Genomic DNA, 23,168 nt, shown 5'->3' on the forward strand with positions numbered 1-23,168 from the left:
AACCGCTTTGGAGGCTCACCATGGAGCACTGGAAACGCACGATCGAACGGGCCAATCGCTGCTTCATGCTGGGCGAGCTGATTGATGCCCGTGAAGCTTATCTGCAGGCCCTGGCCCTGGCGCAAGTGCTGTTCGAGCGCTGGGCCGATGCCGACGAAGCGGTGGCGGCCTGCGTCATCTCCCACCACAACCTGGCGGATCTGCACCTGCGCCTGAATCAGCCGGAGGAGAGCGCAGAGTACCTCTGCGCGATTCATCAACGGCTGTTGCAAACCATGCAGGACGAGCGCCTGCGTCCGGCCCTGCGTGAAGCCGCACTACGCCAGAGCAGCAAGACCTACGTCGAGCTGCTGAATTTCATCAGCGAGCACGGCGAATACCCGCGCACCCAGCGCCTGCTGCACCCGGATACCGGCGATGCGCGCCGCGCGCCTGCCTCACATCACCATGGAGTCCACTGAAATGGCTTTTACCTTGCCTGCCCTGCCGTACGCCTACGACGCTCTGGAACCGCACATTGATGCGCAAACCATGGAGATTCACTACACCAAGCACCACCAGACCTACATCAACAACCTCAATGCCGCCGTCGAAGGCACTGAGTACGCCGAATGGCCGGTGGAAAAACTGGTCGCCAGCGTCCAGCAGTTGCCGGAAAAACTCCGCGCAGCGGTGATCAACCAAGGCGGCGGCCACGCCAACCATTCGCTGTTCTGGGAAGTCATGGTGCCCAATGGCGGTGGCAAGCCGGATGGCGCGTTGGCCAAGGCGATCGATGAGCAACTGGGCGGCCTCGACAGTTTCAAGGACGCCTTCACCAAAGCCGCACTGACCCGTTTCGGCAGCGGCTGGGCCTGGCTCAGCGTCACTTCCGACAAGAAACTGATCGTGGAAAGCAGCGGCAATCAGGACAGCCCGCTGATGAATGGCAATACGCCGATTCTCGGTCTGGATGTCTGGGAGCACGCCTACTACCTGCGTTATCAGAACCGCCGTCCGGAATACATCAACGCGTTCTACAACGTGATCAATTGGCCTGAAGTCGCCGCGCGTTATCAGGCCGCACTGGTTTAAGCCATCTATAAAAACAATCCAGGGCTGACTATGGGCACTGAAACACTGTCGATTGGCGGTGGGCGCATGTTTCGTTACGCGGTCGGGTCGCTGTTGCTGCTGGCGGGCATGACACTGCTTGCGGCGCACGGCCTGGAATGGCTGGATCTGCAGCCGAAGCTGTCGCGGGCCTTGCAGGGTGGGGCGATCTGCGCCCTCGGCACGGCGCTCGGCGCGGTGCCGGTGTTGGTGATCCGGCGCATGCCGCAGATGCTCAGCGATACGCTGCTGGGTTTCGGCGCCGGCGTGATGCTGGCAGCGACTGCGTTTTCGCTGATCGTGCCGGGCATTGGTGCCGCCGAAACTCTGGGCCTGACACCGTGGGCAGCCAGCGGGCTGATCTGCTTCGGCATCATGCTCGGTGCATTCGGCTTGTATCTGGTGGACCTGAAACTGTCCGGCGCCTCACCGGAAATGCTCGTCGGTACCCCTGAGCGCCCGGTGATTGCGCCGCGGATCTGGCTGTTCGTCTTCGCCATCATTGCCCACAACATCCCGGAAGGCATGGCGGTGGGGGTCTCTGCAGGTGGTGGCATGCCGGATGCCGACAGTCTGGCGATGGGCATTGCCTTGCAGGATGTGCCAGAGGGATTGGTGATTGCGCTGGTGCTGGCCGGGGCGGGGATGTCGCGGGCCAGGGCGTTCTTGATCGGGGCGGCTTCAGGGCTGGTCGAGCCAGTGTTTGCGCTGCTCTGTGCGTGGATGGTCAGTCTGGCGGAGCTGTTGTTGCCGTTGGGGCTGGCGCTGGCGGCAGGGGCGATGTTGCTGGTGGTGACGCATGAAGTGATCCCCGAGTCGCGACGCAATGGTCATGACAAGCTTGCCAGTCTTGGCTTGCTGATCGGGTTCTGTCTGATGATGGTGATGGATACGGCGCTGGGCTGATTGGCAGAGAGGGAGCAAGCTCCCCCTCCATGCAGGATCAACCACCTTCATCGAAGTAGTTGTTGATCAACGCCACCAGCGCATCCAGCGCTTCCTGCTCCTGATGGCCTTCGGTACTCAGATAGATCTTGGTGCCTTTGCCGGCGGCCAGCATCATCATCGCCATGATGCTTTTGCCATCGACCGTGGTTTCGGGTGTACGCCCCACTCTGATCGTGCAATCCGGGAACTGGCCCGCTACCCCGACGAATTTGGCCGACGCTCGGGCATGCAGGCCCAGCTTATTGATGATTTCGATTTCCAGAGCAGGCATCGCGGTGTGAATCCTTTAAGTGAGGTCGCGGTGGCGAACCTGGACGTTCTTCAGGGTTTTCTGCAGGGCCTGACCCAGACGTTCGGTCAGGTAAACGGAGCGGTGATGCCCGCCGGTGCAGCCAATGGCAATGGTGACATAGGCGCGATTGCTCGCGGCAAAGCGCGGCAGCCATTTATTCAGGTAGCCGTAGATGTCTTGAAACATCTCCTCAACCTCCGGCTGCGCGGCCAGATATTCGGCGACCGGTGCATCGAGACCGGATTGTGCGCGCAATTCAGGCTTCCAGTACGGATTGGGCAGGCAGCGCACGTCGAACACCAGATCCGCATCCACCGGCATGCCGCGCTTGAAACCGAACGACTCGACCAGGAAGGCCGTACCCGGCTCCGGCTGGTTCAGCAGGCGTAGCTTGATGGTGTCGCGCAACTGGTACAGGTTCAGATTGGTGGTGTTGACCTTGAGGTCGGCCAGGTCGGCAATCGGCCCGAGCAGGGCGGTCTCGTCGTTGATCGCTTCGGCCAGCGAACGGTTGGCCGTGCTCAGCGGGTGACGACGGCGGGTTTCCGAAAAGCGCTTGAGCAGGGTTTCTTCGTCGGCATCCAGATACAGCACATCGCACTGGATGTGCCGGGCGCGGACTTCTTCCAGCAACTCGGGGAAACGCGACAGGTGGCTCGGCAGGTTGCGCGCATCAATCGACACCGCCACCAGCGGCTGGGCCAGTTCGGTGTGGATCAGCGCGCGTTCGGCCAGTTCCGGCAGCAGACCGGCCGGCAGGTTGTCGATGCAGTAATAGCCGTTGTCCTCAAGGACATCCAGGGCAGTGCTTTTACCCGAGCCGGAGCGGCCGCTGACGATGATCAAGCGCATGATTAATGCCCGTTTTGCTCGCTCAGGACGACCTGATACAAGGCTTCGTTGCTCGGTGCGCTGCGCAGTTTTTCGCGCACTTCCTTGCGATCGAGCATGCTGGCGATCTGGCGCAGTAATTCCAGGTGGGCATCGGTGGCAGCTTCCGGGACCAGCAGGACAAACAGCAGGTCAACCGGCGCACCGTCGATGGCATCGAAATCGATAGGCGCATCAAGGTGCATCAAAGCGCTGACAGGCGCTTCACAGCCTTTGAGGCGACAGTGGGGAATGGCGATGCCGTTGCCGAAACCGGTGGAGCCGAGTTTCTCACGGGCGATCAGCGCCTCGAAGACATCTTGCATCTCCAGACCCGGCACTTCGCGGGCGATCAGGTTGGCAATCTGTTCGAGGGCTTTCTTTTTACTGCCGCCCGGCACGTTCACCAGGGAACGGCCGGGGGTCAGGATACTTTCAAGTCGGATCATGGGTTGGGGGTGTTAACGACCTGTCGCGCCCTGGAGGAGGCTCTGGGTCTTTTCCTTATGCTTTTTGAGTTGGCGATCCAGCTTGTCGGTCAGTGCGTCGATCGCAGCGTACATGTCGGTATCTTCTGCGTTGGCGACCACTTCGCTGCCGGGAATATGCAAGGTGGCTTCGATTTTCTGCTTCAGCTTTTCGACGCACATCGTGACCTGCACGTTGGTGATCTTGTCGAAATGGCGCTCCAGTCGTTGGAGTTTTTCCTCGATATAGGAACGCAGAGGTTGGGTCACTTCCAGTTGGTGTCCACTGATGTTGACTTGCATACAGCTTCTCCTTCGTTGCCAGTGCATAAAGCGGCAGGCCGAAGAGCCTGCCACTGGAACGCTGTAACGTGGCTTACATCAACCGCTTGCGTTCGCTCGAAGGCGCGATCCCGAGGGATTCGCGGTACTTGGCGACGGTGCGGCGAGCCACCTGAATGCCTTGTGCCTCCAGTAAACCAGCGATCTTGCTGTCACTCAACGGCTTTTTCTGATTTTCCGCCGCAACCAGTTTCTTGATGATCGCGCGAATCGCCGTGGACGAGCATTCGCCGCCTTCGGAGGTGCTGACGTGGCTGGAGAAAAAGTATTTCAGTTCATAAATGCCCCGTGGGGTATGCATGAATTTCTGGGTAGTGACGCGGGAAATCGTCGATTCGTGCATACCAACCGCCTCGGCGATGTCGTGCAGGACTAACGGCTTCATGGCTTCGTCGCCGTACTCCAGGAAACCGCGCTGATGCTCGACGATCTGGGTCGCCACTTTCATCAGGGTTTCGTTGCGGCTTTGCAGGCTCTTGATGAACCAGCGCGCTTCCTGCAACTGATTGCGCATGAAAGTGTTGTCGGCGCTGGTGTCGGCGCGACGGACAAAACCGGCGTACTGTGCGTTGACCCGCAGACGGGGCACCGACTCCTGATTCAGCTCGACCAGCCAGCGTTCGTTGTCCTTGCGCACAATGACGTCCGGCACCACGTACTCGGCTTCAGTCGATTCGATCTGCGAGCCCGGGCGCGGATTCAGACTCTGCACCAGTTCGATGACCTGACGCAGCTCATCTTCCTTGAGCTTCATGCGCCGCATCAGCTGGCTGTAGTCGCGACTGCCGAGCAGATCGATGTAATCGCTGACCAGACGCTTGGCTTCGTTCAGCCACGGAGTCTTGGCCGGGAGCTGGCGCAGTTGCAGCAACAGGCATTCGCCGAGGTTGCGGGCGCCGATGCCGGCGGGTTCGAACTGCTGGATGCGGTGCAGGACGGCTTCGATCTCGTCCAGCTCGATATCGAGTTCCGGATCAAAGGCGTCGAGAATTTCTTCGAGGGTTTCGTCGAGGTAGCCCTGATTGTTGATGCAATCGATCAGGGTCACGGCGATCAGGCGGTCGGTGTCGGACATCGGCGCCAGGTTCAATTGCCAGAGCAAATGGCTCTGCAGGCTTTCCCCGGCAGAGGTGCGGGTGGTGAAGTCCCACTCGTCGTCATCGCTGCTGGGCAGGCTGCTGGCGCTGGTCTGGTAGACATCTTCCCAGGCAGTGTCGACCGGCAGCTCGTTGGGAATCCTCTCGTTCCATTCACCTTCCTCCAGGTTGTCCACCGTCGGGGCGGTTTCCTGGTATGACGGTTCCTGAATGTCGGTGTTGGGCTTTTGTTCGGCGTTGTCGGCCAAAGGATCGGAGTTGTCGAAGTCGTCGCCTTCTTCCTGGCGTTCGAGCATCGGATTGGATTCCAGGGCCTCCTGGATTTCCTGTTGCAGGTCCAGGGTCGACAATTGGAGCAGGCGGATGGCCTGTTGCAGCTGCGGTGTCATCGTCAGCTGCTGGCCCATTCTCAAGACTAGCGATGGTTTCATGGCAGGGGCTTAACACCTTATTCGCCGGCGCGCATGCGCCATCCACTACAGGGCGCCGAAGCGCCAAACTTAAGCAAATTATATGCCTGAAACTGTCGTGTTTGCCTAGAGCGCTGTAACAATAAAAGCGTATAAAAGCCTGCTTCATCGATACAGCACCCGGAGGCTGGCCAAGTGCCTTGGTGCTTACAGGCGGAACTCGTGGCCCAGATACACTTCCTTCACCAGATCGTTGGCAAGGATGGTCGCAGCATCGCCTTCGGCGATCAGTTGACCGTCGTTGACGATGTAGGCGGTTTCGCAGATATCCAGGGTCTCACGCACGTTGTGGTCGGTGATCAGAACACCGATGCCCTTGGCCTTGAGGTGGTGGATGATCTGCTTGATGTCGCCGACCGAGATCGGGTCGACACCGGCGAACGGTTCGTCGAGCAGGATGAATTTCGGTGCGGTCGCCAGTGCGCGGGCGATTTCCACCCGGCGGCGTTCACCACCGGACAGGCTCATGCCGAGGTTGTCGCGGATGTGGCTGATGTGGAATTCCTGCAGCAGGCTTTCCAGTTCCTTGCGACGACCGGCCTTGTCGAGTTCCGCGCGGGTTTCGAGGATGGCCATGATGTTATCGGCCACCGACAGTTTGCGGAAGATCGACGCTTCTTGCGGCAGATAGCCGATACCGGCCTTGGCGCGGCCGTGCATCGGCTGATGGCTGACGTCCAGATCATCGATCAACACGCGGCCCTGATCGGCCTGCACCAGGCCGACAATCATATAGAAGCAGGTCGTCTTGCCGGCGCCGTTCGGGCCGAGCAGGCCAACGATCTGGCCACTGTCGATCGACAGGCTGACGTCGCGCACAACCTGGCGGCTTTTATAGGCCTTGGCCAGGTGTTGAGCTTTCAGAGTTGCCATTACTGGGCCTTTTTCTCGTCGTTTTTCGGCTTCGGCTGGATCACCATGTCGATGCGCGGACGCGCCTCGGTGACTTTACTGCCGGTAGCGCGGCCGGCGCTGGCCAGTTTTTTCACCGTGTCATAGACGATTTTTTCGCCCTGAGTGGTGTTGTTGTCCTTGTCGACAACCTTGGCCTTGTCGATCAGCACGACGCGATTCTGCTGCGCATGATACTGGATGGTCACGCCCCAGCCCTGCACAGGTTTTTTGTCGCCGGCAGTCTGCAGCTGTTCGAAGTAGGCGAGGTTGCCGACTGAGGTCACCACGTCGATATCACCGGTCGGGGTGCGAGTCAGAGTCACGGTATTACCGGTCACCTTCATCGAGCCTTGGGTAATGATCACGTCACCTTTATAAGTGGCAACGCCATTCTTGTCGTCCATCTGGGCATCGTCGGCCTGAATGCGAATGGGCTGCTCTTGATCGTTCGGCAGAGCCCAGGCGCTCACGCTTCCCAGTGCTGCGCCCAGACTGAGCAAAATAGGGAGGGTTTTAACGAGCCTCATACTGTCCTCTTACGTTAGATAGCAGGTGTATCCTGCTTTCCTTCAAATACGCCTTCATTCCCACGCCAGTCGATACACCCCCAGCGCCGTCGATTCTAACGGGTTGCGCGGTCTGCGCATATTGCTGCTGCGGGAACACTGTCATGCGTGTGCTGGTGATCAAGGTGTCGCGGTTCTTTTCGTCAGTACGCTTGACGCGTACGGAATCGATCAGTTCGACCTCGGTGCCGCCTGAATTCACTTCACCGCGCTCGCTGGTCACGTGCCACGGAAACTCGGTGCCGCGGAACATGTTCAGGTCGGGTTTGGTGACAAGCGTCACATCCGTCGCTTTCAGGTGCTCGGCCTTGTCCGACGTCATCTCGTATTGCAGCTTGCCGTCCGGGAGGTACTGAAAGGTGTGTGTATTGGTGGCGTACCAGTCGATGGCAGTGTCTTCGGCCTTGGCTGCAGGCTTGTCGAGGAAGCGTTCCGGACTGATATTCCAGTAGCCGACCGCTGCAAACATGGCAGCGATGCAGCCGAACAGCAGGAAGTTGCGAAATTTTTTGCTAAACATGATTTGGCTCACAGGTACGCGGCGTTGGCCGCATCGAGGCGGCCCTGGGCGCGCAGGATCAATTCGCAGAATTCGCGGGCGGCACCTTCGCCACCACGGGCCCGAGTGACGCCATGGGCGTGTTCGCGCACGAAATCGGCAGCATTGGCGACGGCCATGCCCAGGCCTACGCGGCGGATCACCGGCAGGTCAGGCAAGTCGTCACCGAGGTAGGCGACCTGTTCATAGCTTAGGCCCAGTTGCTGCAGAAGACCGTCCAGAACCACCAATTTGTCTTCGCGGCCCTGAAACAGATGCGGGATGCCGAGGTTCTTCGCTCGACGCTCAACCACCGGCGTCTTGCGGCCACTGATGATGGCCGTCTCGACACCGGCATTCATCAGCATCTTGATGCCTTGGCCGTCGAGGGTGTTGAACGTCTTGAATTCGCTGCCGTCTTCAAGGAAGTACAGGCGCCCGTCGGTGAGGACGCCGTCGACGTCGAACACCGCCAGTTTGATCGCTTTGCCGCGTTGCAGCAGATCGCTTGTCATTACATCACTCCTGCACGCAGCAGATCGGAGAGGTTGAAGGCGCCAATCGGGCGATCTTCTTCGTCAACGACCACCAGTGCGTTGATTCGGTGGTCTTCCATGATTTTCAGCGCTTCGGCGGCGAGCATCTCGGGCCGTGCGGTCTTGCCGTGTGCGGTCATGACCTGGTCGATGGTGGCGCTGCGGATGTCGATGCTGCGATCCAGGGTGCGGCGCAGGTCGCCGTCGGTGAAGATCCCGGCCAGCTTGCCATCGGCTTCAAGGATGACGGTCATGCCCAGACCCTTGCGGGTCATTTCCATGAGCGCGTCCTTGAGCAGGGTGCCGCGTTGCACTTGCGGCAGCTCTTGCCCGGCGTGCATGACGTTTTCCACTTTCAGCAGCAGGCGTCGACCCAGGGCACCGCCCGGGTGGGAAAAAGCAAAATCTTCGGCGGTGAAACCACGCGCTTCCAGCAGCGCCACGGCCAGGGCATCGCCCATGACCAGCGCTGCGGTGGTAGAGGAAGTCGGCGCCAGGTTCAGCGGGCAGGCTTCGTGCTCGACGTGAACATTGAGATTGACTTCGGCGGCCTTGGCCAACGGCGACTGCGGATTGCCGGTCAGGCTGATCAACTGGATACCCAGGCGCTTGATCAGGGGCAGCAAGGTGACGATTTCGTTGGTCGAGCCGGAGTTGGAGAGGGCGAGAATCACGTCGTCACGGGTGATCATGCCCATGTCGCCATGACTGGCTTCGGCCGGGTGGACGAAAAATGCCGGAGTGCCGGTGCTGGCCAGGGTCGCGGCAATCTTGTTGCCGACGTGCCCGGATTTGCCCATGCCGACCACGACCACACGGCCTTTGCTGGCCAGAATCATCTCGCAAGCGCGTACGAAATCGGCGTCGATATGGGGCAACAAGCCTTGTACGGCTTCCACTTCGAGGCGGATGGTGCGTTGTGCCGATTGAATCAGGTCGCTGGATTGGCTCATGTCAGAAATCGTATAGCCCGATGAAAAGGCGGCGATTATAGCGGTTATGTTGAAAAGCCTCACGCAAGTTCGTTGTGCTTTGTCATTCCTCGTAACCAAAACCCTGAAAAAGCGCGGCCGCGCCTGTCATATCGCTGAACACAGGGGGGCATGGGCCTTGGGCGCTTGGCCTTTGCAGTGATATAGTTCGCCGCCAGTTCGGCCTGCCCGGGAGGTATGTGCTTTCTGCGGAAAGCCAGGCGTCCGAGTGAGAGGCTGCATCGCAAGGAGTTTAGATGAGTGCCGATAACGCCTACGCGGTCGAGCTGAAGGGAGTCTCCTTCAAGCGCGGTGCGCGCAGCATTTTCAATAACGTCGATATTCGCATCCCGCGTGGCAAGGTTACCGGCATCATGGGACCTTCCGGGTGCGGCAAGACCACTTTGTTGCGCTTGATGGGTGCACAGTTGCGTCCTTCCAGCGGCGAAGTCTGGGTCAACGGCCAGAACCTGCCGACGCTGTCGCGCAGTGATCTGTTCGATGCGCGCAAGCACATGGGCGTGCTGTTTCAGAGCGGCGCGCTGTTTACCGATCTCGATGTCTTCGAGAACGTCGCTTTCCCCCTGCGCGTTCATACCCAATTGCCGGACGAAATGATCCGCGACATCGTTCTGCTCAAATTGCAGGCGGTCGGTCTGCGCGGCGCCATCGAGCTGATGCCCGACGAACTGTCCGGCGGCATGAAGCGTCGCGTGGCGCTGGCCCGGGCAATTGCGCTCGATCCGCAGATTCTCATGTACGACGAGCCTTTCGTCGGTCAGGACCCGATCGCCATGGGCGTGCTGGTACGCCTGATCCGTCTGCTCAACGATGCGCTGGGGATCACCAGTATCGTGGTCTCCCACGATCTGGCCGAAACCGCGAGCATCGCTGACTACATCTATGTAGTGGGTGATGGTCAGGTGCTGGGGCAGGGCACGCCGGACGAGTTGATGAATTCGGATGAGCCGCGTATTCGCCAGTTCATGACCGGCAACCCCGATGGCCCGGTGCCGTATCATTTTCCAGCGACGGATTACCGCGCAGATCTTCTGGGGAAGCGCTGATGCGCAGAATTTCATTAATAGAACGCGTACGCCGTTTCGGCGAGGCGGCGATCGACGCCGTTGCGGTGTTTGGTCGTGCGACCCTGTTCCTGTTCCACGCCCTGCTCGGTCGTGGCGGCATCAGCGGCGGTTTTGGCCTGTTGGTCAAGCAGCTGCATTCGGTTGGCGTCATGTCGCTGGTGATCATCGTCGTGTCCGGGATTTTCATCGGCATGGTGCTGGCGCTGCAGGGCTTCAGTATTCTGTCGAGCTACGGTTCGGAGCAGGCGGTGGGGCAGATGGTGGCCCTGACGTTGCTGCGTGAACTGGGTCCGGTGGTGACCGCCTTGCTGTTTGCCGGGCGTGCCGGTTCGGCGCTGACCGCGGAAATTGGCAACATGAAGTCCACCGAGCAGCTTTCCAGCCTGGAAATGATCGGTGTCGATCCGCTCAAATACATTATTGCCCCGCGTCTGTGGGCCGGTTTCATTTCCCTGCCGGTGCTGGCGATGATTTTCAGCGTGGTGGGGATCTGGGGCGGTTCGTGGGTGGCTGTCGACTGGCTTGGCGTGTATGAAGGTTCCTACTGGGCGAACATGCAGAACAGCGTGAACTTCACCAGCGATGTGCTCAACGGCGTCATCAAAAGTATCGTTTTCGCCTTCGTCGTGACCTGGATCGCCGTATTCCAAGGCTATGACTGTGAGCCCACTTCCGAGGGCATCAGTCGCGCCACCACCAAGACCGTGGTATTCGCCTCGCTGGCGGTACTGGGCCTGGACTTTATTCTGACCGCTTTGATGTTTGGAGATTTCTGATGCAAAACCGCACCCTGGAAATCGGTGTCGGCCTGTTCCTGCTGGCAGGGATCCTGGCCTTGTTGCTGCTTGCCCTGCGGGTCAGTGGCCTGTCTCCGACTTCGACCACCGACACCTATAAACTGTATGCCTACTTCGACAATATCGCCGGTTTGACGGTCAGAGCCAAAGTGACCATGGCCGGTGTGACCATCGGCAAGGTCACGGCCATCGATCTGGATCGCGACAGCTTCACCGGGCGGGTAACCCTGCAAGTGGATAAAAAGGTCGACAACCTGCCGACCGACTCCACAGCGTCTATCCTGACCGCTGGCCTGTTGGGCGAGAAGTACATCGGTATCAGCGTGGGCGGGGAAGACACCCGTCTGAAGGATGGTGGAACCATCCACGACACGCAGTCGTCTCTGGTACTGGAAGACCTGATCGGTAAATTCCTGCTCAATACCGTTAGCAAAGACGCCAAATGAGGAGCTTTTGAATGATCTCTACCTTGCGACGTGGCCTGTTGGTGTTGCTCGCGACACTGCCACTGCTGGCTAACGCTGCGCCTGGACAGTCGGCGCACGATCTGGTTCAGGACACCACGAACCGGATGCTGGCCGACCTGTCGGCCAATAAAGAGAAGTACAAGAAGGATCCGCAGGACTTCTACACGGCGCTGAACACCATTGTCGGTCCCGTGGTGGATGCCGAGGGCATTTCCAAGAGCATCATGACCGTCAAGTATTCGCGCAAGGCCACGCCTGCGCAGATGCAGACGTTCCAGGAAAACTTCAAACGTGGTCTGTTCCAGTTCTATGGCAACGCTTTGCTCGAGTACAACAACCAGGGCATTACCGTTGATCCTGCCAAGGATGAGTCCGGCGATCGCACCAGCGTCGGCATGACCGTCAAGGGCAACAACGGCGCGGTCTATCCAGTGCAATACACGCTGGAGAAGATCAACGGCGAGTGGAAGCTGCGCAACGTGATCATCAACGGTATCAACATCGGCAAGCTGTTCCGTGACCAGTTCGCCGATGCGATGCAGCGCAATGGCAACGATCTGGACAAGACCATCAATGGTTGGGCCGGTGAAGTGGCCAAGGCCAAGGAAGAAACCGACAAAGCTGCCGCGAAGCCAGCGCAATGAGTGAGGCGGCAATACGTATGAGTGACGTCGACGAGCTATTGCTCAGTGGAGTACTGGATTACCGCACAGGTCCCGACCTGCGCAAGGAAGGCCAGGCGCTGATCAAGTCCAGCAAGGCGACGTCGCTGGTCATCGATTGCTCGGCAGTGAAGAAGTCCAGCAGCGTCGGCTTGTCCCTGCTGCTGTGCTTCATGCGCGATGCCCAGGCGGCCGGCAAGGTTGTCAGCATCCGCGCGATGCCGGAAGACATGCGCGAAATTGCTCAGGTCAGTGAACTGACCGAGTTGCTGGCGCACCCCTGAACCCGCATCGATAAAAAAGCCCCCCGTCAGAGTCCTGCCAATGCGGGGTTCGCAGGCGCGGGGCTTTTTTGTATGATGTCCGACCCGTGCGCACAGGGCGCCGATTGAGGTTGAGCATGCAGGCCGTAGAAGTGAAGAGCTTCCTTGAAGGGAAGCTGCCAGGAACGCAGGTGGAAGTTGAAGGCGAAGGCTGCAACTTTCAGCTGAACGTGATTAGCGATGAACTGGCGGCGTTAAGCCCGGTCAAGCGTCAGCAGAGCATCTATGCCCATTTGAACCCGTGGATCGCCGATGGCAGCATCCATGCGGTCACTATGAAATTTTTCAGCCGCGCGGCCTGGGCCGAGCGCACCTGAGCCCAAGGGCGTCGAGATTCTTATGGATAAATTGATTATTACCGGTGGCGTTCGTCTTGATGGCGAAATCCGTATCTCCGGGGCGAAGAACTCCGCCCTGCCGATTCTGGCTGCCACCCTGCTGTGCGATGGCCCGGTGACCGTTGGCAACCTGCCGCACCTGCACGACATCACCACCATGATCGAGCTGTTCGGTCGCATGGGCATCGAGCCTGTGATCGACGAGAAACTCAGCGTCGAAATCGATCCACGCACCATCAAGACCCTGATCGCACCGTACGAACTGGTGAAAACCATGCGTGCCTCGATCCTGGTACTGGGCCCGATGGTTGCGCGTTTCGGCGAAGCCGAAGTCGCCCTGCCTGGCGGTTGCGCCATCGGTTCGCGTCCGGTCGACCTGCACATCCGTGGCCTCGAAGCCATGGGCGCGGTGATCGACGTCGAAGGCGGCTACATCAAGGCCAAGGCACCTGAAGGCGGCCTGCGCGGCGCAAGTTTCTTCTTCGATACCGTCAGTGTGACCGGTACCGAAAACATCATGATGGCAGCTGCCCTGGCCAAGGGCCGCAGCGTCCTGCAGAACGCCGCGCGCGAGCCGGAAGTGGTTGACCTGGCGAACTTCCTCAACGCCATGGGCGCCAAGGTTTCCGGCGCCGGCACCGACACCATCACCATCGATGGCGTCGAGCGTCTGGGTTCGTGCTTCTACAAGGTCATGCCTGACCGTATCGAAACCGGCACCTACCTGGTGGCCGCTGCGGTCACCGGTGGCCGCGTGAAGGTCAAGGACACCGATCCGACCATCCTCGAAGCCGTTCTGGAAAAGCTCCGTGAAGCCGGCGCTGAAGTCACCAGCGGTGAAGACTGGATCGAGCTGAACATGCACGGCAAGCGCCCGAAAGCGGTCAACGTGCGCACCGCGCCGTACCCGGCGTTCCCGACCGACATGCAGGCCCAGTTCATCTCGCTCAACGCCATTGCCGAAGGCACCGGCGCAGTGATCGAGACGATCTTCGAAAACCGGTTCATGCACGTTTACGAACTGCACCGCATGGGCGCCAAGATCCAGGTCGAAGGCAACACTGCGATCGTCACCGGTACTGAAGTACTGAAGGGCGCGCCAGTGATGGCCACCGACCTGCGTGCTTCGGCCAGCCTGGTGATCTCGGCACTGGTGGCCGAAGGCGACACCCTGATCGACCGCATCTACCACATCGACCGTGGTTACGAGTGCATCGAAGAAAAACTGCAGATGCTGGGCGCCAAGATCCGTCGCGTTCCGGGTTAGTAGCTGCACTGGGCACAGGGAAGTGTCCACTGAATTCGTTTCGAGTCGAGCCGGTATCCGGCTCGATGTGTGTCCGGCGCCGATTGCGACCGGACATGAGTACCTTGATAAGGACTGACGTTTCCCATGTTGACCATCGCACTGTCCAAGGGCCGCATCCTTGACGACACCCTGCCGCTTCTCGCTGAAGCGGGCATCGTGCCGACCGAGAATCCGGACAAGAGCCGCAAGCTGATCATCCCCACCACTCAGGATGACGTACGTCTGTTGATCGTGCGTGCCACCGACGTGCCGACCTATGTCGAGCATGGCGCGGCCGATCTCGGCGTCGCCGGTAAAGACGTGTTGATGGAATACACCGGCCAGGGCCTGTACGAGCCGCTGGATCTGCAGATTGCCCAGTGCAAGCTGATGACCGCCGGCAAGATCGGCGCGGCCGAGCCCAAGGGCCGTCTGCGCGTGGCGACCAAGTTCGTCAACGTCGCCAAGCGTTACTACGCCGAGCAGGGCCGTCAGGTCGACATCATCAAGCTCTACGGCTCGATGGAACTGGCGCCGCTGATCGGCCTGGCCGACAAGATCATCGACGTGGTCGACACCGGCAACACCCTGCGTGCCAATGGCCTGGAACCTCAGGAACTGATCGCCACGATCAGCTCGCGCCTGGTGGTCAACAAGGCTTCGATGAAGATGCAACACGCCCGAATCCAGGCGTTGATCGATACCCTGCGCAAGGCAGTGGAATCGCGACACCGCGGCTGATGTACCTGCGCGACCTTGAGTCGCGCCCGTCTATCCGCCTCATAGCCAGAATCTCAGGTGCCCAAGCGGAAACGACTGCTAAGTTAGGGCGCCTGAGTTTTTGCCATTCCTATGAGGCTCTCGCTATGACCGCACCGACTGCAATTCGCCGACTCAACGCTGCTGACCCGGATTTCGCGCATCATCTGGATCATCTGCTGAGCTGGGAAAGTGTGTCTGACGACTCGGTCAATCAGCGCGTGCTGGACATCATCAAGGCTGTGCGCGAGCGCGGTGACGCGGCGCTGGTCGAGTTCACCCAGAAGTTCGACGGCCTCGAAGTGGCGTCGATGGCCGACCTGATCCTGCCGCGCGAGCGTCTGGAACTGGCCCTGACTCGCATCACCGTGGCACAGCGCGAGGCGCTGGAAAAAGCCGCGGCGCGGGTGCGCAGCTATCACGAAAAACAGAAACAGGATTCCTGGAGCTACACCGAGGCCGACGGCACCGTGCTCGGGCAGAAGGTCACGCCGCTGGATCGCGCTGGCCTGTATGTACCGGGCGGCAAGGCGTCGTACCCGTCTTCGGTGTTGATGAACGCGATTCCGGCCAAGGTCGCCGGCGTGACCGAAGTGGTCATGGTCGTGCCGACACCGCGCGGTGAAATCAATGAACTGGTGCTGGCGGCGGCTTGCATTGCCGGCGTTGACCGGGTGTTCACCATCGGCGGCGCGCAAGCGGTTGCCGCGTTGGCTTACGGCACCGAAAGCGTGCCACAGGTGGACAAGGTCGTCGGCCCGGGCAACATCTATGTCGCTACCGCCAAGCGTCACGTGTTCGGTCAGGTCGGCATCGACATGATCGCCGGCCCGTCGGAAATTCTCGTGGTCTGCGATGGCCAGACCGATCCGGACTGGATCGCCATGGACCTGTTCTCCCAGGCCGAGCACGATGAAGACGCCCAGGCGATTCTGGTCAGCCCCGACGCCGAGTTCCTCGACAAGGTCGCCGCCAGCATCGACAAACTGCTGCCGACCATGGATCGCGCGACCATCATCGAAACCTCGATCAATGGCCGTGGTGCGCTGATCCACGTGCGTGACATGGCGCAAGCCATCGAAGTCGCCAACCGCATCGCCCCGGAACACCTGGAGCTGTCGGTCGCCGACCCGCAAGCGTGGCTGCCGCAGATCCGTCACGCCGGCGCGATCTTCATGGGCCGCCACACCTCCGAGGCGCTGGGCGACTACTGCGCCGGTCCGAACCACGTGCTGCCTACCTCCGGCACCGCGCGTTTCTCCTCGCCGCTGGGTGTGTACGACTTCCAGAAACGTTCGTCGATCATCTTCTGCTCCGAGGCCGGCGCTTCCGAGCTGGGCAAGACCGCTTCGGTGCTGGCGCGCGGCGAATCCCTGAGTGCGCACGCACGCAGCGCCGAATACCGCATCAAAGCTGAGCAGAAGGGGAACTGATCATGAGTAAATTCTGGAGCCCGTTCGTCAAGGATCTGGTGCCGTATGTGCCGGGCGAACAGCCGAAGCTGACCAAACTGGTCAAGCTCAATACCAACGAAAACCCCTACGGCCCGTCGCCCAAAGCACTGGCAGCGATGCAGACCGAGCTCAACGACAACCTGCGCCTGTACCCGGACCCGAACAGCGATCTGCTGAAAACCGCTGTCGCCCACTACTACGGCGTGCAGAGCAATCAGGTGTTCCTCGGCAACGGTTCGGACGAAGTGCTGGCGCACATCTTCCACGGTCTGCTGCAACACGAGCAGCCGCTGCTGTTCCCGGACATCAGCTACAGCTTCTATCCGGTGTATTGCGGTCTGTACGGCATCCAGTTCGATGCCGTGCCGCTGGACGCGCAGTTCCAGATCAACCCGGCCGACTACGCCAAACCGAACGGCGGGATCATTTTTCCCAATCCGAACGCACCGACCGGTTGCCTGCTGGCACTGGAAGCGGTCGAGCAGATCCTCAAGGCCAGCCCGGATTCGGTGGTGGTCGTGGATGAGGCCTACATCGACTTCGGCGGCGAAACCGCGATCAGTCTGGTGGATCGTTATCCGAATCTGCTGGTGACCCAGACCCTGTCCAAGTCGCGCTCGCTGGCCGGGCTGCGCGTCGGTCTGGCGGTGGGTCATCCGGATCTGATCGAAGCGCTGGAGCGGATCAAGAACAGCTTCAACTCCTATCCGCTGGATCGCCTGGCGATTGTCGGTGCGGCGGCGGCGTTCGAGGATCGCGAGTATTTCGACAAGACTTGCCGTCTGGTCATCGAAAGTCGCGAATGGGTGATCGCCCAGTTGCAGGCCAAAGGCTTTGAAGTGCTGCCGTCGGCGGCGAACTTCATCTTCGCCCGTCACCCGCAACACGATGCAGCAGGGCTGGCAGCCAAACTGCGCGAGCAGGGTGTGATCGTGCGTCACTTCAAGCAGGAGCGGATTGCCCAGTTCCTGCGGATTTCGATCGGTACGCCGGAGCAGAACCAGGCGCTGATCGACGGCCTCGGCGACCTCTGAAAGCACTGCTGAACCTGTGGGAGCGAGCCTGCTCGCGAAAGCGGTTGGTCATTCAACATCATGATTGACTGTGACGACCTCTTCGCGAGCAGGCTCGCTCCCACATTGATTTGTACTGGCGGCTTACTCTTCTTCTTTGACCGGCGCCGGCGGTGGGCGCAGGCCGATTTCAGCGGTCAGCTTCAGTTCCTTGCCGTTGCGCATGACCTGAATGGTCACCTTGTCGGTCGGCTTGATCCGCGCCACCTGGTTCATTGACTTGCGGCCATCACCGGCCGGTTCGCCGTCGATACTCAGAATCACGTCACCCAGTTGCAGGCCGGCCTTCTGTGCCGGGCCATCGCGGAAGATCCCCGCCACGACAATTCCCGGACGCCCGGACAGGCCAAACGACTCGGCCAGTTCCTGGGTCAGCGGCTGCACTTCAATACCGAGCCAGCCACGAATCACCTGACCGTGCTCGATGATCGACTTCATCACTTCCATCGCCAGTTTCACCGGTATCGCAAAACCGATGCCCTGCGAGCCGCCGGACTTGGAGAAGATCGCGGTGTTGATCCCGGTGAGGTTGCCGTTGGCATCGACCAGTGCGCCGCCGGAGTTGCCCGGGTTGATCGCCGCGTCGGTCTGGATGAAGTCTTCGTAGTTGTTCAGACCCAGCTGGTTGCGCCCGGTGGCGCTGATGATGCCCATGGTCACGGTCTGGCCGACGCCGAACGGGTTGCCGATGGCCAGCGCGACGTCGCCGATGCGAATACTGTCGGAGCGGCCGACGGTGATTGCCGGCAGGTTTTTCAAGTCGATCTTCAGTACCGCGAGGTCGGTTTCCGGGTCGCTGCCGATGACGCGGGCGAGGGTTTCACGACCATCCTTGAGCGCCACCACGATTTGGTCGGCGCCGGTGGTCACGTGGTTGTTGGTCAGAATGTAGCCTTCCGGGCTCATGATCACGCCGGAGCCGAGGCTCGATTCCATGCGTTTCTGCTTCGGCGAGTTGTCACCGAAGAAACGCCGGAACTGCGGATCCTCAAACAGCGGATGCGCCGGTTTGGCGATGACCTTGGTGGTGTAGAGGTTGACCACCGACGGTGCGGCGATGACCACTGCGTCCGCATAGGACACCGGCCCCTGCTGCACGCTGGTGGTTTGCGGGGCCTGTTGCAGGTTGACGTCGAGGCTGGGTAGCCCGACCCACTGCGGGTAACGTTGAATAATCAACAGAGCGATAAGCACACCGGCCAACAGCGGCCAGCCGAAAAAACGCAGCGCCTTGAGCATTAAGCACGTCCTGGAAAAGTTGCAGGCGGGGTCAGACCGCCCATAATGTCGCGCATTATACGAGGCCGCGCGTGCCTCTGAACGGGATATTTAGGAGTCTTTCATGGCCGTCGCCCTCAGCACCCTGGTCGAAGAAGCCGACCGTTACCTCGGCAGTGCGAAAATCGCCGATTACTGCCCCAACGGCCTGCAGGTCGAAGGCCGTCCGCAGGTGATGCGTATCGTCAGCGGCGTGACTGCCAGTCAGGCGTTGCTCGATGCCGCGGTGGAAGCCGAGGCCGATCTGGTGCTGGTGCATCACGGCTATTTCTGGAAGGGCGAGAACCCGTGCATCACCGGCATGAAGCAGCGGCGCCTGAAGACGCTGCTCAAGCACGATATCAGTCTGCTCGCCTATCACCTGCCGCTGGACCTGCACCCGGAAGTCGGCAACAACGTGCAACTGGCGCGTCAGCTGGATATTACCGTCGAAGGGCCGCTGGACCCGGACAATCCGAAGATTGTCGGGCTGGTCGGCTCGTTGAATGAGCCGATGACCCCGCGTGATTTCGCGCGCAAGGTTCAAGAGGTCATGGGCCGCGAACCGCTGCTGGTCGAAGGCAGTGCGATGATCCGCCGGGTTGGCTGGTGCACCGGTGGCGGGCAGGGCTATATCGACCAGGGCGTGGCGGCGGGTGTTGATCTGTTCCTCAGCGGTGAAGCCTCCGAGCAGACCTTCCACAGCGCTCGGGAAAACGACATCAGCTTCATCGCCGCCGGCCACCATGCCACCGAGCGTTATGGCGTGCAGGCGCTGGGCGATTATCTGGCGAAGCGTTTTGCCCTCGAACACATCTTCATCGACTGCCCGAACCCGATCTGAGACTAAACATCTGACCAGTGTGGGAGGGGGCTTGCTCCCGAAAGCGGTGTGTCATTCAACAATGATTTTGACTGATCCTCCGCCTTCGCGAGCAAGCCCGCTCCCACAGGAACAGCGTTTCACGGCCGAACTGGTGGGCATATTCATATGCCCTTTCGATCTAGTAGGCGTCCTGATTAGAAGAGGTCGCTGTGCTAGGATTCCCCGCTCGAACACGGCCCGCTGGCCGTTCATAAGAAAGCTTTCGTGAGTAGCCATGGTCGACAAACTGACGCATCTGAAACAGCTGGAGGCGGAAAGCATCCACATCATCCGCGAGGTGGCCGCCGAGTTCGACAACCCGGTGATGCTGTACTCCATCGGTAAAGACTCCGCCGTGATGCTGCATCTGGCACGCAAGGCGTTCTTCCCGGGCAAACTGCCGTTTCCGGTGATGCACGTCGACACTCGCTGGAAATTCCAGGAGATGTACAAGTTCCGCGACAAGATGGTCGAAGAGCTGGGCCTGGACCTGATCACTCACATCAACCCCGATGGCGTGGCGCAGAACATCAACCCGTTCACCCACGGCAGCGCCAAGCACACCGACATCATGAAGACCGAGGGCCTGAAGCAGGCGCTCGACAAGCATGGTTTCGACGCAGCGTTCGGCGGCGCCCGTCGCGATGAAGAGAAGTCCCGCGCCAAGGAGCGTGTGTACTCGTTCCGCGACAGCAAGCATCGCTGGGACCCGAAGAATCAGCGTCCGGAGCTGTGGAACGTCTACAACGGCAAGGTCAACAAGGGCGAATCCATTCGTGTATTCCCGTTGTCGAACTGGACCGAACTGGACATCTGGCAATACATCTACCTCGAAGGCATCCCGATCGTGCCGCTGTACTTCGCCGCCGAGCGTGAAGTGATCGAGAAGAACGGCACGCTGATCATGATCGACGACGACCGTATCCTCGAACACCTGTCCGACGAGGACAAGGCACGCATCGTCAAAAAGAAAGTGCGTTTCCGTACCCTTGGCTGCTACCCGTTGACGGGCGCGGTGGAGTCCGAGGCTGAAACCCTCACGGACATCATTCAGGAAATGCTCCTGACGCGAACTTCCGAGCGCCAGGGCCGGGTCATCGACCACGATGGCGCAGGCTCGATGGAAGACAAGAAACGTCAGGGTTATTTCTAAGGGGTTGTCATGTCGCACCAATCTGATTTGATCAGCGAGGACATCCTCGCCTACCTGGGCCAGCACGAGCGTAAAGAGCTGCTGCGCTTTTTGACCTGCGGTAACGTCGATGACGGCAAGAGCACCCTGATCGGGCGCCTGCTGCACGACTCCAAGATGATCTACGAAGATCACCTGGAAGCCATCACCCGCGATTCGAAGAAAGTCGGCACCACCGGTGACGACATCGACCTGGCATTGCTGGTCGACGGCCTGCAGGCCGAGCGTGAACAGGGCATCACCATCGATGTCGCCTACCGCTATTTCTCCACCGCCAAACGCAAATTCATCATCGCCGACACCCCTGGCCATGAGCAGTACACCCGCAACATGGCCACCGGTGCGTCCACCTGTGACCTGGCGATCATCCTGGTCGACGCCCGTTACGGCGTGCAGACCCAGACCCGTCGCCACAGCTTCATCGCCTCGTTGCTCGGCATCAAGCACATCGTCGTCGCCATCAACAAGATGGACCTGAAAGACTTCGATGAAGGCGTGTTCGAGTCGATCAAGGCCGACTACCTGAAGTTCGCCGAAGGCTTGAAGATGAAGCCGACCAGCATGCACTTCGTGCCGATGTCTGCCCTCAAGGGCGACAACGTGGTGAACAAGTCCGAGCGCTCGCCTTGGTACAAAGGCCAGTCGCTGATGGAAATCCTCGAGACCGTGGAAGTGGCGGGCGACCGCAACTTCACCGATCTGCGTTTCCCGGTGCAGTACGTCAACCGTCCGAACCTGAACTTCCGCGGTTTCGCTGGCACCCTCGCCAGCGGCATCGTGCACAAGGGCGACGAAGTGGTGGTTCTGCCGTCGGGCAAGAGCAGCCGCGTCAAATCCATCGTCACCTTCGAAGGTGAGCTGGAGCAGGCCGGCCCGGGTCAAGCGGTGACGCTGACCATGGAAGACGAAATCGACATCTCCCGCGGCGACCTGCTGGTGCATGCCGACAACGTGCCGCCGGTCACCGACAGCTTCGAAGCGATGCTGGTGTGGATGGCTGAAGAGCCGATGCTGCCGGGCAAGAAATACGACATCAAACGTGCGACCAGTTATGTGCCGGGCTCCATCGCCAGCATCGTCAACAAGGTCGACGTGAACACCCTCGAAGAAGGCCCGGCGAGCGCGTTGCAGCTCAACGAAATCGGCAAGGTGAAGATCGCGCTCGACGCGCCGATCGCCCTCGACGGTTACGACAGCAACCGCACCACCGGCGCGTTCATCGTCATCGACCGTTTGACCAATGGCACCGTCGGCGCCGGCATGATCATCGCTCAGCCAGTGGCTCACGGGACTGCCTCGCACCACGGCAAACTGGCTCACGTTGCCACTGAGGAACGTGCCCAGCGCTTCGGCCAGCAGCCGGCTACCGTGTTGTTCAGCGGCCTGTCGGGCGCGGGCAAGAGCACGCTGGCCTATGCGGTCGAGCGCAAGCTGTTCGACATGGGCCGTGCGGTGTTTGTGCTGGATGGTCAGAATCTGCGTCACGACCTGAACAAGGGGCTGCCGCAGGATCGTGCTGGCCGTACTGAGAACTGGCGGCGTGCTGCGCATGTGGCGCGTCAGTTCAACGAGGCCGGTCTGTTGACGCTGGCGGCGTTTGTTGCGCCGAGTGCAGAAGGTCGTGAGCAGGCCAAGGATCTGATCGGTAAGGAGCGTCTGCTGACGGTTTATGTGCAGGCTTCGCCGGCGGTGTGTGCCGAGCGTGATCCGCAGGGCTTGTATGCTGCGGGTGGCGATAATATTCCGGGTGAGTCGTTCCCGTATGACGTGCCGCTGAATGCTGATCTGGTGATCGACACGCAGTCGTTGTCTTTGGAAGAAAGCGTCAAGCAAGTGCTGGATCTGCTGCGTCAGCGTGGCGCGATTTAAGCGTTAGCTGGAAATGAAGAGCCCGTGGATGAGTGATCATCGGCGGGCTTTTTTATTGGGGGGTATTTGGTTTTTGGCGGTGGCGGCCTTTGGGCCGACCATGCTCTTGGGTTTTGGGTGTATATCCGTTGCTGTGGTAACGGCGGCTTGGGGTTCCGCCCTTACGGCGGGTCACTTTTTCCAGACGCCGAAAAAGTAACCAAAAAGGCTTGCTCCTGCGTTCGGCCCGCTCGCTGGGGCTCGGGGTCCCTTCGCTGCGGGATTGATCCGGGGGCAGCGCCTACGGTTTGCTTCGCTGCACCTCCTCTCGCTGTGTTTGGCTGCGCCAAACGGTCGCTGCGCTCCCACCCCCGGATCAATCCCTCCGCTCAGCCTTCCGACGTCGCCTGTGGATCAAGATCAAGATCAAGAGCGACAGCCGAGCTTGCGCTCATCCTGGAGTGGGGCGGCATGCGCCGCGTGCGGGTTGTACTTATCTTCCCTGTAGGAGCTGCCGCAGGCTGCGATCTTTTGATCTTGATTTTGTGGGAGCTGGCTTGCCAGGGATGGCGGCCTGCCAGCCGACCAGTCTCCAACTGACCACACCCGATCCAACTGTAGGAGTGAGCCTGCTCGCGATGGCGGCCTGACAGCCGACCAATCCCCAACTGAAC

At 60.2% G+C, this 23,168-nt stretch carries 27 protein-coding genes; 16 read left to right on the plus strand and 11 right to left on the minus strand.

What is annotated here, in order from left to right:
- Nucleotides 1–20: 20 nt before the first annotated feature.
- Genes AC27VU_RS05070 through AC27VU_RS05080 form a run of 3 tightly spaced genes read left to right on the plus strand, consistent with a single transcriptional unit; the run spans nucleotide 21 to nucleotide 1,998 of the window.
- Nucleotides 21–461: a DUF2753 family protein gene (locus tag AC27VU_RS05070; RefSeq protein WP_262142040.1), complete on the plus strand. Its 441-nt coding sequence runs from the start codon at nucleotides 21–23 to the stop codon at nucleotides 459–461.
- Between the two features lies 1 nt (nucleotide 462).
- The gene (locus tag AC27VU_RS05075; protein WP_488723577.1) at nucleotides 463–1,074 is read left to right on the plus strand and encodes a superoxide dismutase; all 612 of its coding nucleotides are present in this window, start codon (nucleotides 463–465) and stop codon (nucleotides 1,072–1,074) included.
- 30 nt (nucleotides 1,075–1,104) lie between these two features.
- Nucleotides 1,105–1,998 carry a ZIP family metal transporter gene (locus AC27VU_RS05080; protein ID WP_488723578.1) on the plus strand — a complete coding sequence of 298 codons (894 nt, stop codon included), beginning with the start codon at nucleotides 1,105–1,107 and terminating at the stop codon, nucleotides 1,996–1,998.
- A 37-nt stretch (nucleotides 1,999–2,035) separates the two neighbouring features.
- On the opposite strand, the gene AC27VU_RS05085 is transcribed toward AC27VU_RS05080, so the two are convergent.
- The 10 genes from AC27VU_RS05085 to AC27VU_RS05130 all read right to left on the minus strand — a co-directional run bounded on the left by AC27VU_RS05085 (nucleotide 2,036) and on the right by AC27VU_RS05130 (nucleotide 9,065).
- The gene (locus AC27VU_RS05085) at nucleotides 2,036–2,311 is read right to left on the minus strand and encodes an HPr family phosphocarrier protein (RefSeq protein WP_003221684.1); all 276 of its coding nucleotides are present in this window, start codon (nucleotides 2,309–2,311) and stop codon (nucleotides 2,036–2,038) included.
- A gap of 15 nt (nucleotides 2,312–2,326) precedes the next feature.
- Complete coding sequence (gene rapZ, locus AC27VU_RS05090; RefSeq protein ID WP_103485942.1) at nucleotides 2,327–3,184, minus strand: RNase adapter RapZ; 858 nt, start codon at nucleotides 3,182–3,184, stop codon at nucleotides 2,327–2,329.
- Between the two features lie 2 nt (nucleotides 3,185–3,186).
- On the minus strand, nucleotides 3,187–3,651 hold the full coding sequence (ptsN, locus tag AC27VU_RS05095; protein WP_003221688.1) for a PTS IIA-like nitrogen regulatory protein PtsN: 465 nt from the start codon (nucleotides 3,649–3,651) through the stop codon (nucleotides 3,187–3,189).
- Nucleotides 3,652–3,663: 12 nt separating this feature from the next.
- Entirely contained in the window at nucleotides 3,664–3,972 is a 309-nt protein-coding gene (gene hpf / locus AC27VU_RS05100) for a ribosome hibernation-promoting factor, HPF/YfiA family (protein WP_003221690.1), read from the minus strand.
- Nucleotides 3,973–4,045: 73 nt separating this feature from the next.
- A complete protein-coding gene (locus tag AC27VU_RS05105) occupies nucleotides 4,046–5,539 on the minus strand; it encodes an RNA polymerase factor sigma-54 (protein WP_045122294.1) in 1,494 nt (497 codons plus the stop codon).
- Between the two features lie 186 nt (nucleotides 5,540–5,725).
- Nucleotides 5,726–6,451, minus strand: coding sequence for an LPS export ABC transporter ATP-binding protein (lptB, locus tag AC27VU_RS05110; protein WP_003221693.1), 726 nt, complete (start codon nucleotides 6,449–6,451; stop codon nucleotides 5,726–5,728).
- Nucleotides 6,451–6,999: a lipopolysaccharide transport periplasmic protein LptA gene (gene lptA / locus AC27VU_RS05115; protein ID WP_201135789.1), complete on the minus strand. Its 549-nt coding sequence runs from the start codon at nucleotides 6,997–6,999 to the stop codon at nucleotides 6,451–6,453. The genes lptB and lptA overlap by 1 nt, the downstream gene beginning before the upstream one ends.
- Nucleotides 6,986–7,558: an LPS export ABC transporter periplasmic protein LptC gene (lptC, locus tag AC27VU_RS05120; protein WP_103485944.1), complete on the minus strand. Its 573-nt coding sequence runs from the start codon at nucleotides 7,556–7,558 to the stop codon at nucleotides 6,986–6,988. The genes lptA and lptC overlap by 14 nt, the downstream gene beginning before the upstream one ends.
- Nucleotides 7,559–7,566: 8 nt before the next feature.
- Nucleotides 7,567–8,091 carry a KdsC family phosphatase gene (locus AC27VU_RS05125; RefSeq protein WP_003221699.1) on the minus strand — a complete coding sequence of 175 codons (525 nt, stop codon included), beginning with the start codon at nucleotides 8,089–8,091 and terminating at the stop codon, nucleotides 7,567–7,569.
- Nucleotides 8,091–9,065: a KpsF/GutQ family sugar-phosphate isomerase gene (locus AC27VU_RS05130; protein ID WP_103520210.1), complete on the minus strand. Its 975-nt coding sequence runs from the start codon at nucleotides 9,063–9,065 to the stop codon at nucleotides 8,091–8,093. The genes AC27VU_RS05125 and AC27VU_RS05130 overlap by 1 nt, the downstream gene beginning before the upstream one ends.
- A gap of 275 nt (nucleotides 9,066–9,340) precedes the next feature.
- Between AC27VU_RS05130 and AC27VU_RS05135 the strand changes: the two genes are divergently transcribed.
- From AC27VU_RS05135 to hisC, 10 genes are all read left to right on the plus strand, one after another.
- Nucleotides 9,341–10,150, plus strand: coding sequence for an ATP-binding cassette domain-containing protein (locus AC27VU_RS05135; protein WP_003221703.1), 810 nt, complete (start codon nucleotides 9,341–9,343; stop codon nucleotides 10,148–10,150).
- Nucleotides 10,150–10,947: a lipid asymmetry maintenance ABC transporter permease subunit MlaE gene (mlaE, locus tag AC27VU_RS05140; protein ID WP_003221704.1), complete on the plus strand. Its 798-nt coding sequence runs from the start codon at nucleotides 10,150–10,152 to the stop codon at nucleotides 10,945–10,947. The genes AC27VU_RS05135 and mlaE overlap by 1 nt, the downstream gene beginning before the upstream one ends.
- Nucleotides 10,947–11,414 carry an outer membrane lipid asymmetry maintenance protein MlaD gene (gene mlaD, locus AC27VU_RS05145; RefSeq protein WP_007967220.1) on the plus strand — a complete coding sequence of 156 codons (468 nt, stop codon included), beginning with the start codon at nucleotides 10,947–10,949 and terminating at the stop codon, nucleotides 11,412–11,414. Before mlaE ends, mlaD begins: the two co-directional genes overlap by 1 nt.
- A gap of 11 nt (nucleotides 11,415–11,425) precedes the next feature.
- A complete protein-coding gene (locus tag AC27VU_RS05150) occupies nucleotides 11,426–12,079 on the plus strand; it encodes an MlaC/ttg2D family ABC transporter substrate-binding protein (RefSeq protein ID WP_226500637.1) in 654 nt (217 codons plus the stop codon).
- Nucleotides 12,076–12,381 (plus strand): STAS domain-containing protein, encoded by a 306-nt coding sequence (locus AC27VU_RS05155; RefSeq protein ID WP_003221709.1) that lies wholly within the window; start codon nucleotides 12,076–12,078, stop codon nucleotides 12,379–12,381. The genes AC27VU_RS05150 and AC27VU_RS05155 overlap by 4 nt, the downstream gene beginning before the upstream one ends.
- 116 nt (nucleotides 12,382–12,497) lie before the next feature.
- Nucleotides 12,498–12,737, plus strand: a complete 240-nt coding sequence (locus tag AC27VU_RS05160) for a BolA family protein (protein WP_003221710.1) — start codon at nucleotides 12,498–12,500, stop codon at nucleotides 12,735–12,737.
- 22 nt (nucleotides 12,738–12,759) lie between these two features.
- The gene (gene murA, locus AC27VU_RS05165; RefSeq protein ID WP_045122295.1) at nucleotides 12,760–14,025 is read left to right on the plus strand and encodes a UDP-N-acetylglucosamine 1-carboxyvinyltransferase; all 1,266 of its coding nucleotides are present in this window, start codon (nucleotides 12,760–12,762) and stop codon (nucleotides 14,023–14,025) included.
- Nucleotides 14,026–14,151: 126 nt separating this feature from the next.
- Entirely contained in the window at nucleotides 14,152–14,787 is a 636-nt protein-coding gene (hisG, locus tag AC27VU_RS05170; protein WP_003221711.1) for an ATP phosphoribosyltransferase, read from the plus strand.
- Between the two features lie 125 nt (nucleotides 14,788–14,912).
- Nucleotides 14,913–16,238 (plus strand): histidinol dehydrogenase, encoded by a 1,326-nt coding sequence (gene hisD / locus AC27VU_RS05175; RefSeq protein WP_097090392.1) that lies wholly within the window; start codon nucleotides 14,913–14,915, stop codon nucleotides 16,236–16,238.
- A gap of 2 nt (nucleotides 16,239–16,240) precedes the next feature.
- Nucleotides 16,241–17,293, plus strand: coding sequence for a histidinol-phosphate transaminase (hisC, locus tag AC27VU_RS05180; RefSeq protein ID WP_488723579.1), 1,053 nt, complete (start codon nucleotides 16,241–16,243; stop codon nucleotides 17,291–17,293).
- 123 nt (nucleotides 17,294–17,416) lie between these two features.
- Here hisC and algW read toward each other — a convergent pair whose 3' ends face one another.
- On the minus strand, nucleotides 17,417–18,571 hold the full coding sequence (gene algW, locus AC27VU_RS05185) for a Do family serine endopeptidase AlgW (protein WP_045122296.1): 1,155 nt from the start codon (nucleotides 18,569–18,571) through the stop codon (nucleotides 17,417–17,419).
- 103 nt (nucleotides 18,572–18,674) lie between these two features.
- Between algW and AC27VU_RS05190 the strand changes: the two genes are divergently transcribed.
- The 3 genes from AC27VU_RS05190 to cysN all read left to right on the plus strand — a co-directional run bounded on the left by AC27VU_RS05190 (nucleotide 18,675) and on the right by cysN (nucleotide 22,515).
- Nucleotides 18,675–19,433, plus strand: coding sequence for a Nif3-like dinuclear metal center hexameric protein (locus AC27VU_RS05190; protein ID WP_473018817.1), 759 nt, complete (start codon nucleotides 18,675–18,677; stop codon nucleotides 19,431–19,433).
- Between the two features lie 256 nt (nucleotides 19,434–19,689).
- On the plus strand, nucleotides 19,690–20,607 hold the full coding sequence (gene cysD, locus AC27VU_RS05195) for a sulfate adenylyltransferase subunit CysD (RefSeq protein ID WP_003221715.1): 918 nt from the start codon (nucleotides 19,690–19,692) through the stop codon (nucleotides 20,605–20,607).
- Nucleotides 20,608–20,616: 9 nt separating this feature from the next.
- Complete coding sequence (gene cysN / locus AC27VU_RS05200; protein WP_003221716.1) at nucleotides 20,617–22,515, plus strand: sulfate adenylyltransferase subunit CysN; 1,899 nt, start codon at nucleotides 20,617–20,619, stop codon at nucleotides 22,513–22,515.
- Nucleotides 22,516–23,168 lie beyond the last annotated feature (653 nt).

The sequence above is a fragment of the Pseudomonas sp. 14P5.3.2 genome (assembly GCF_057799175.1).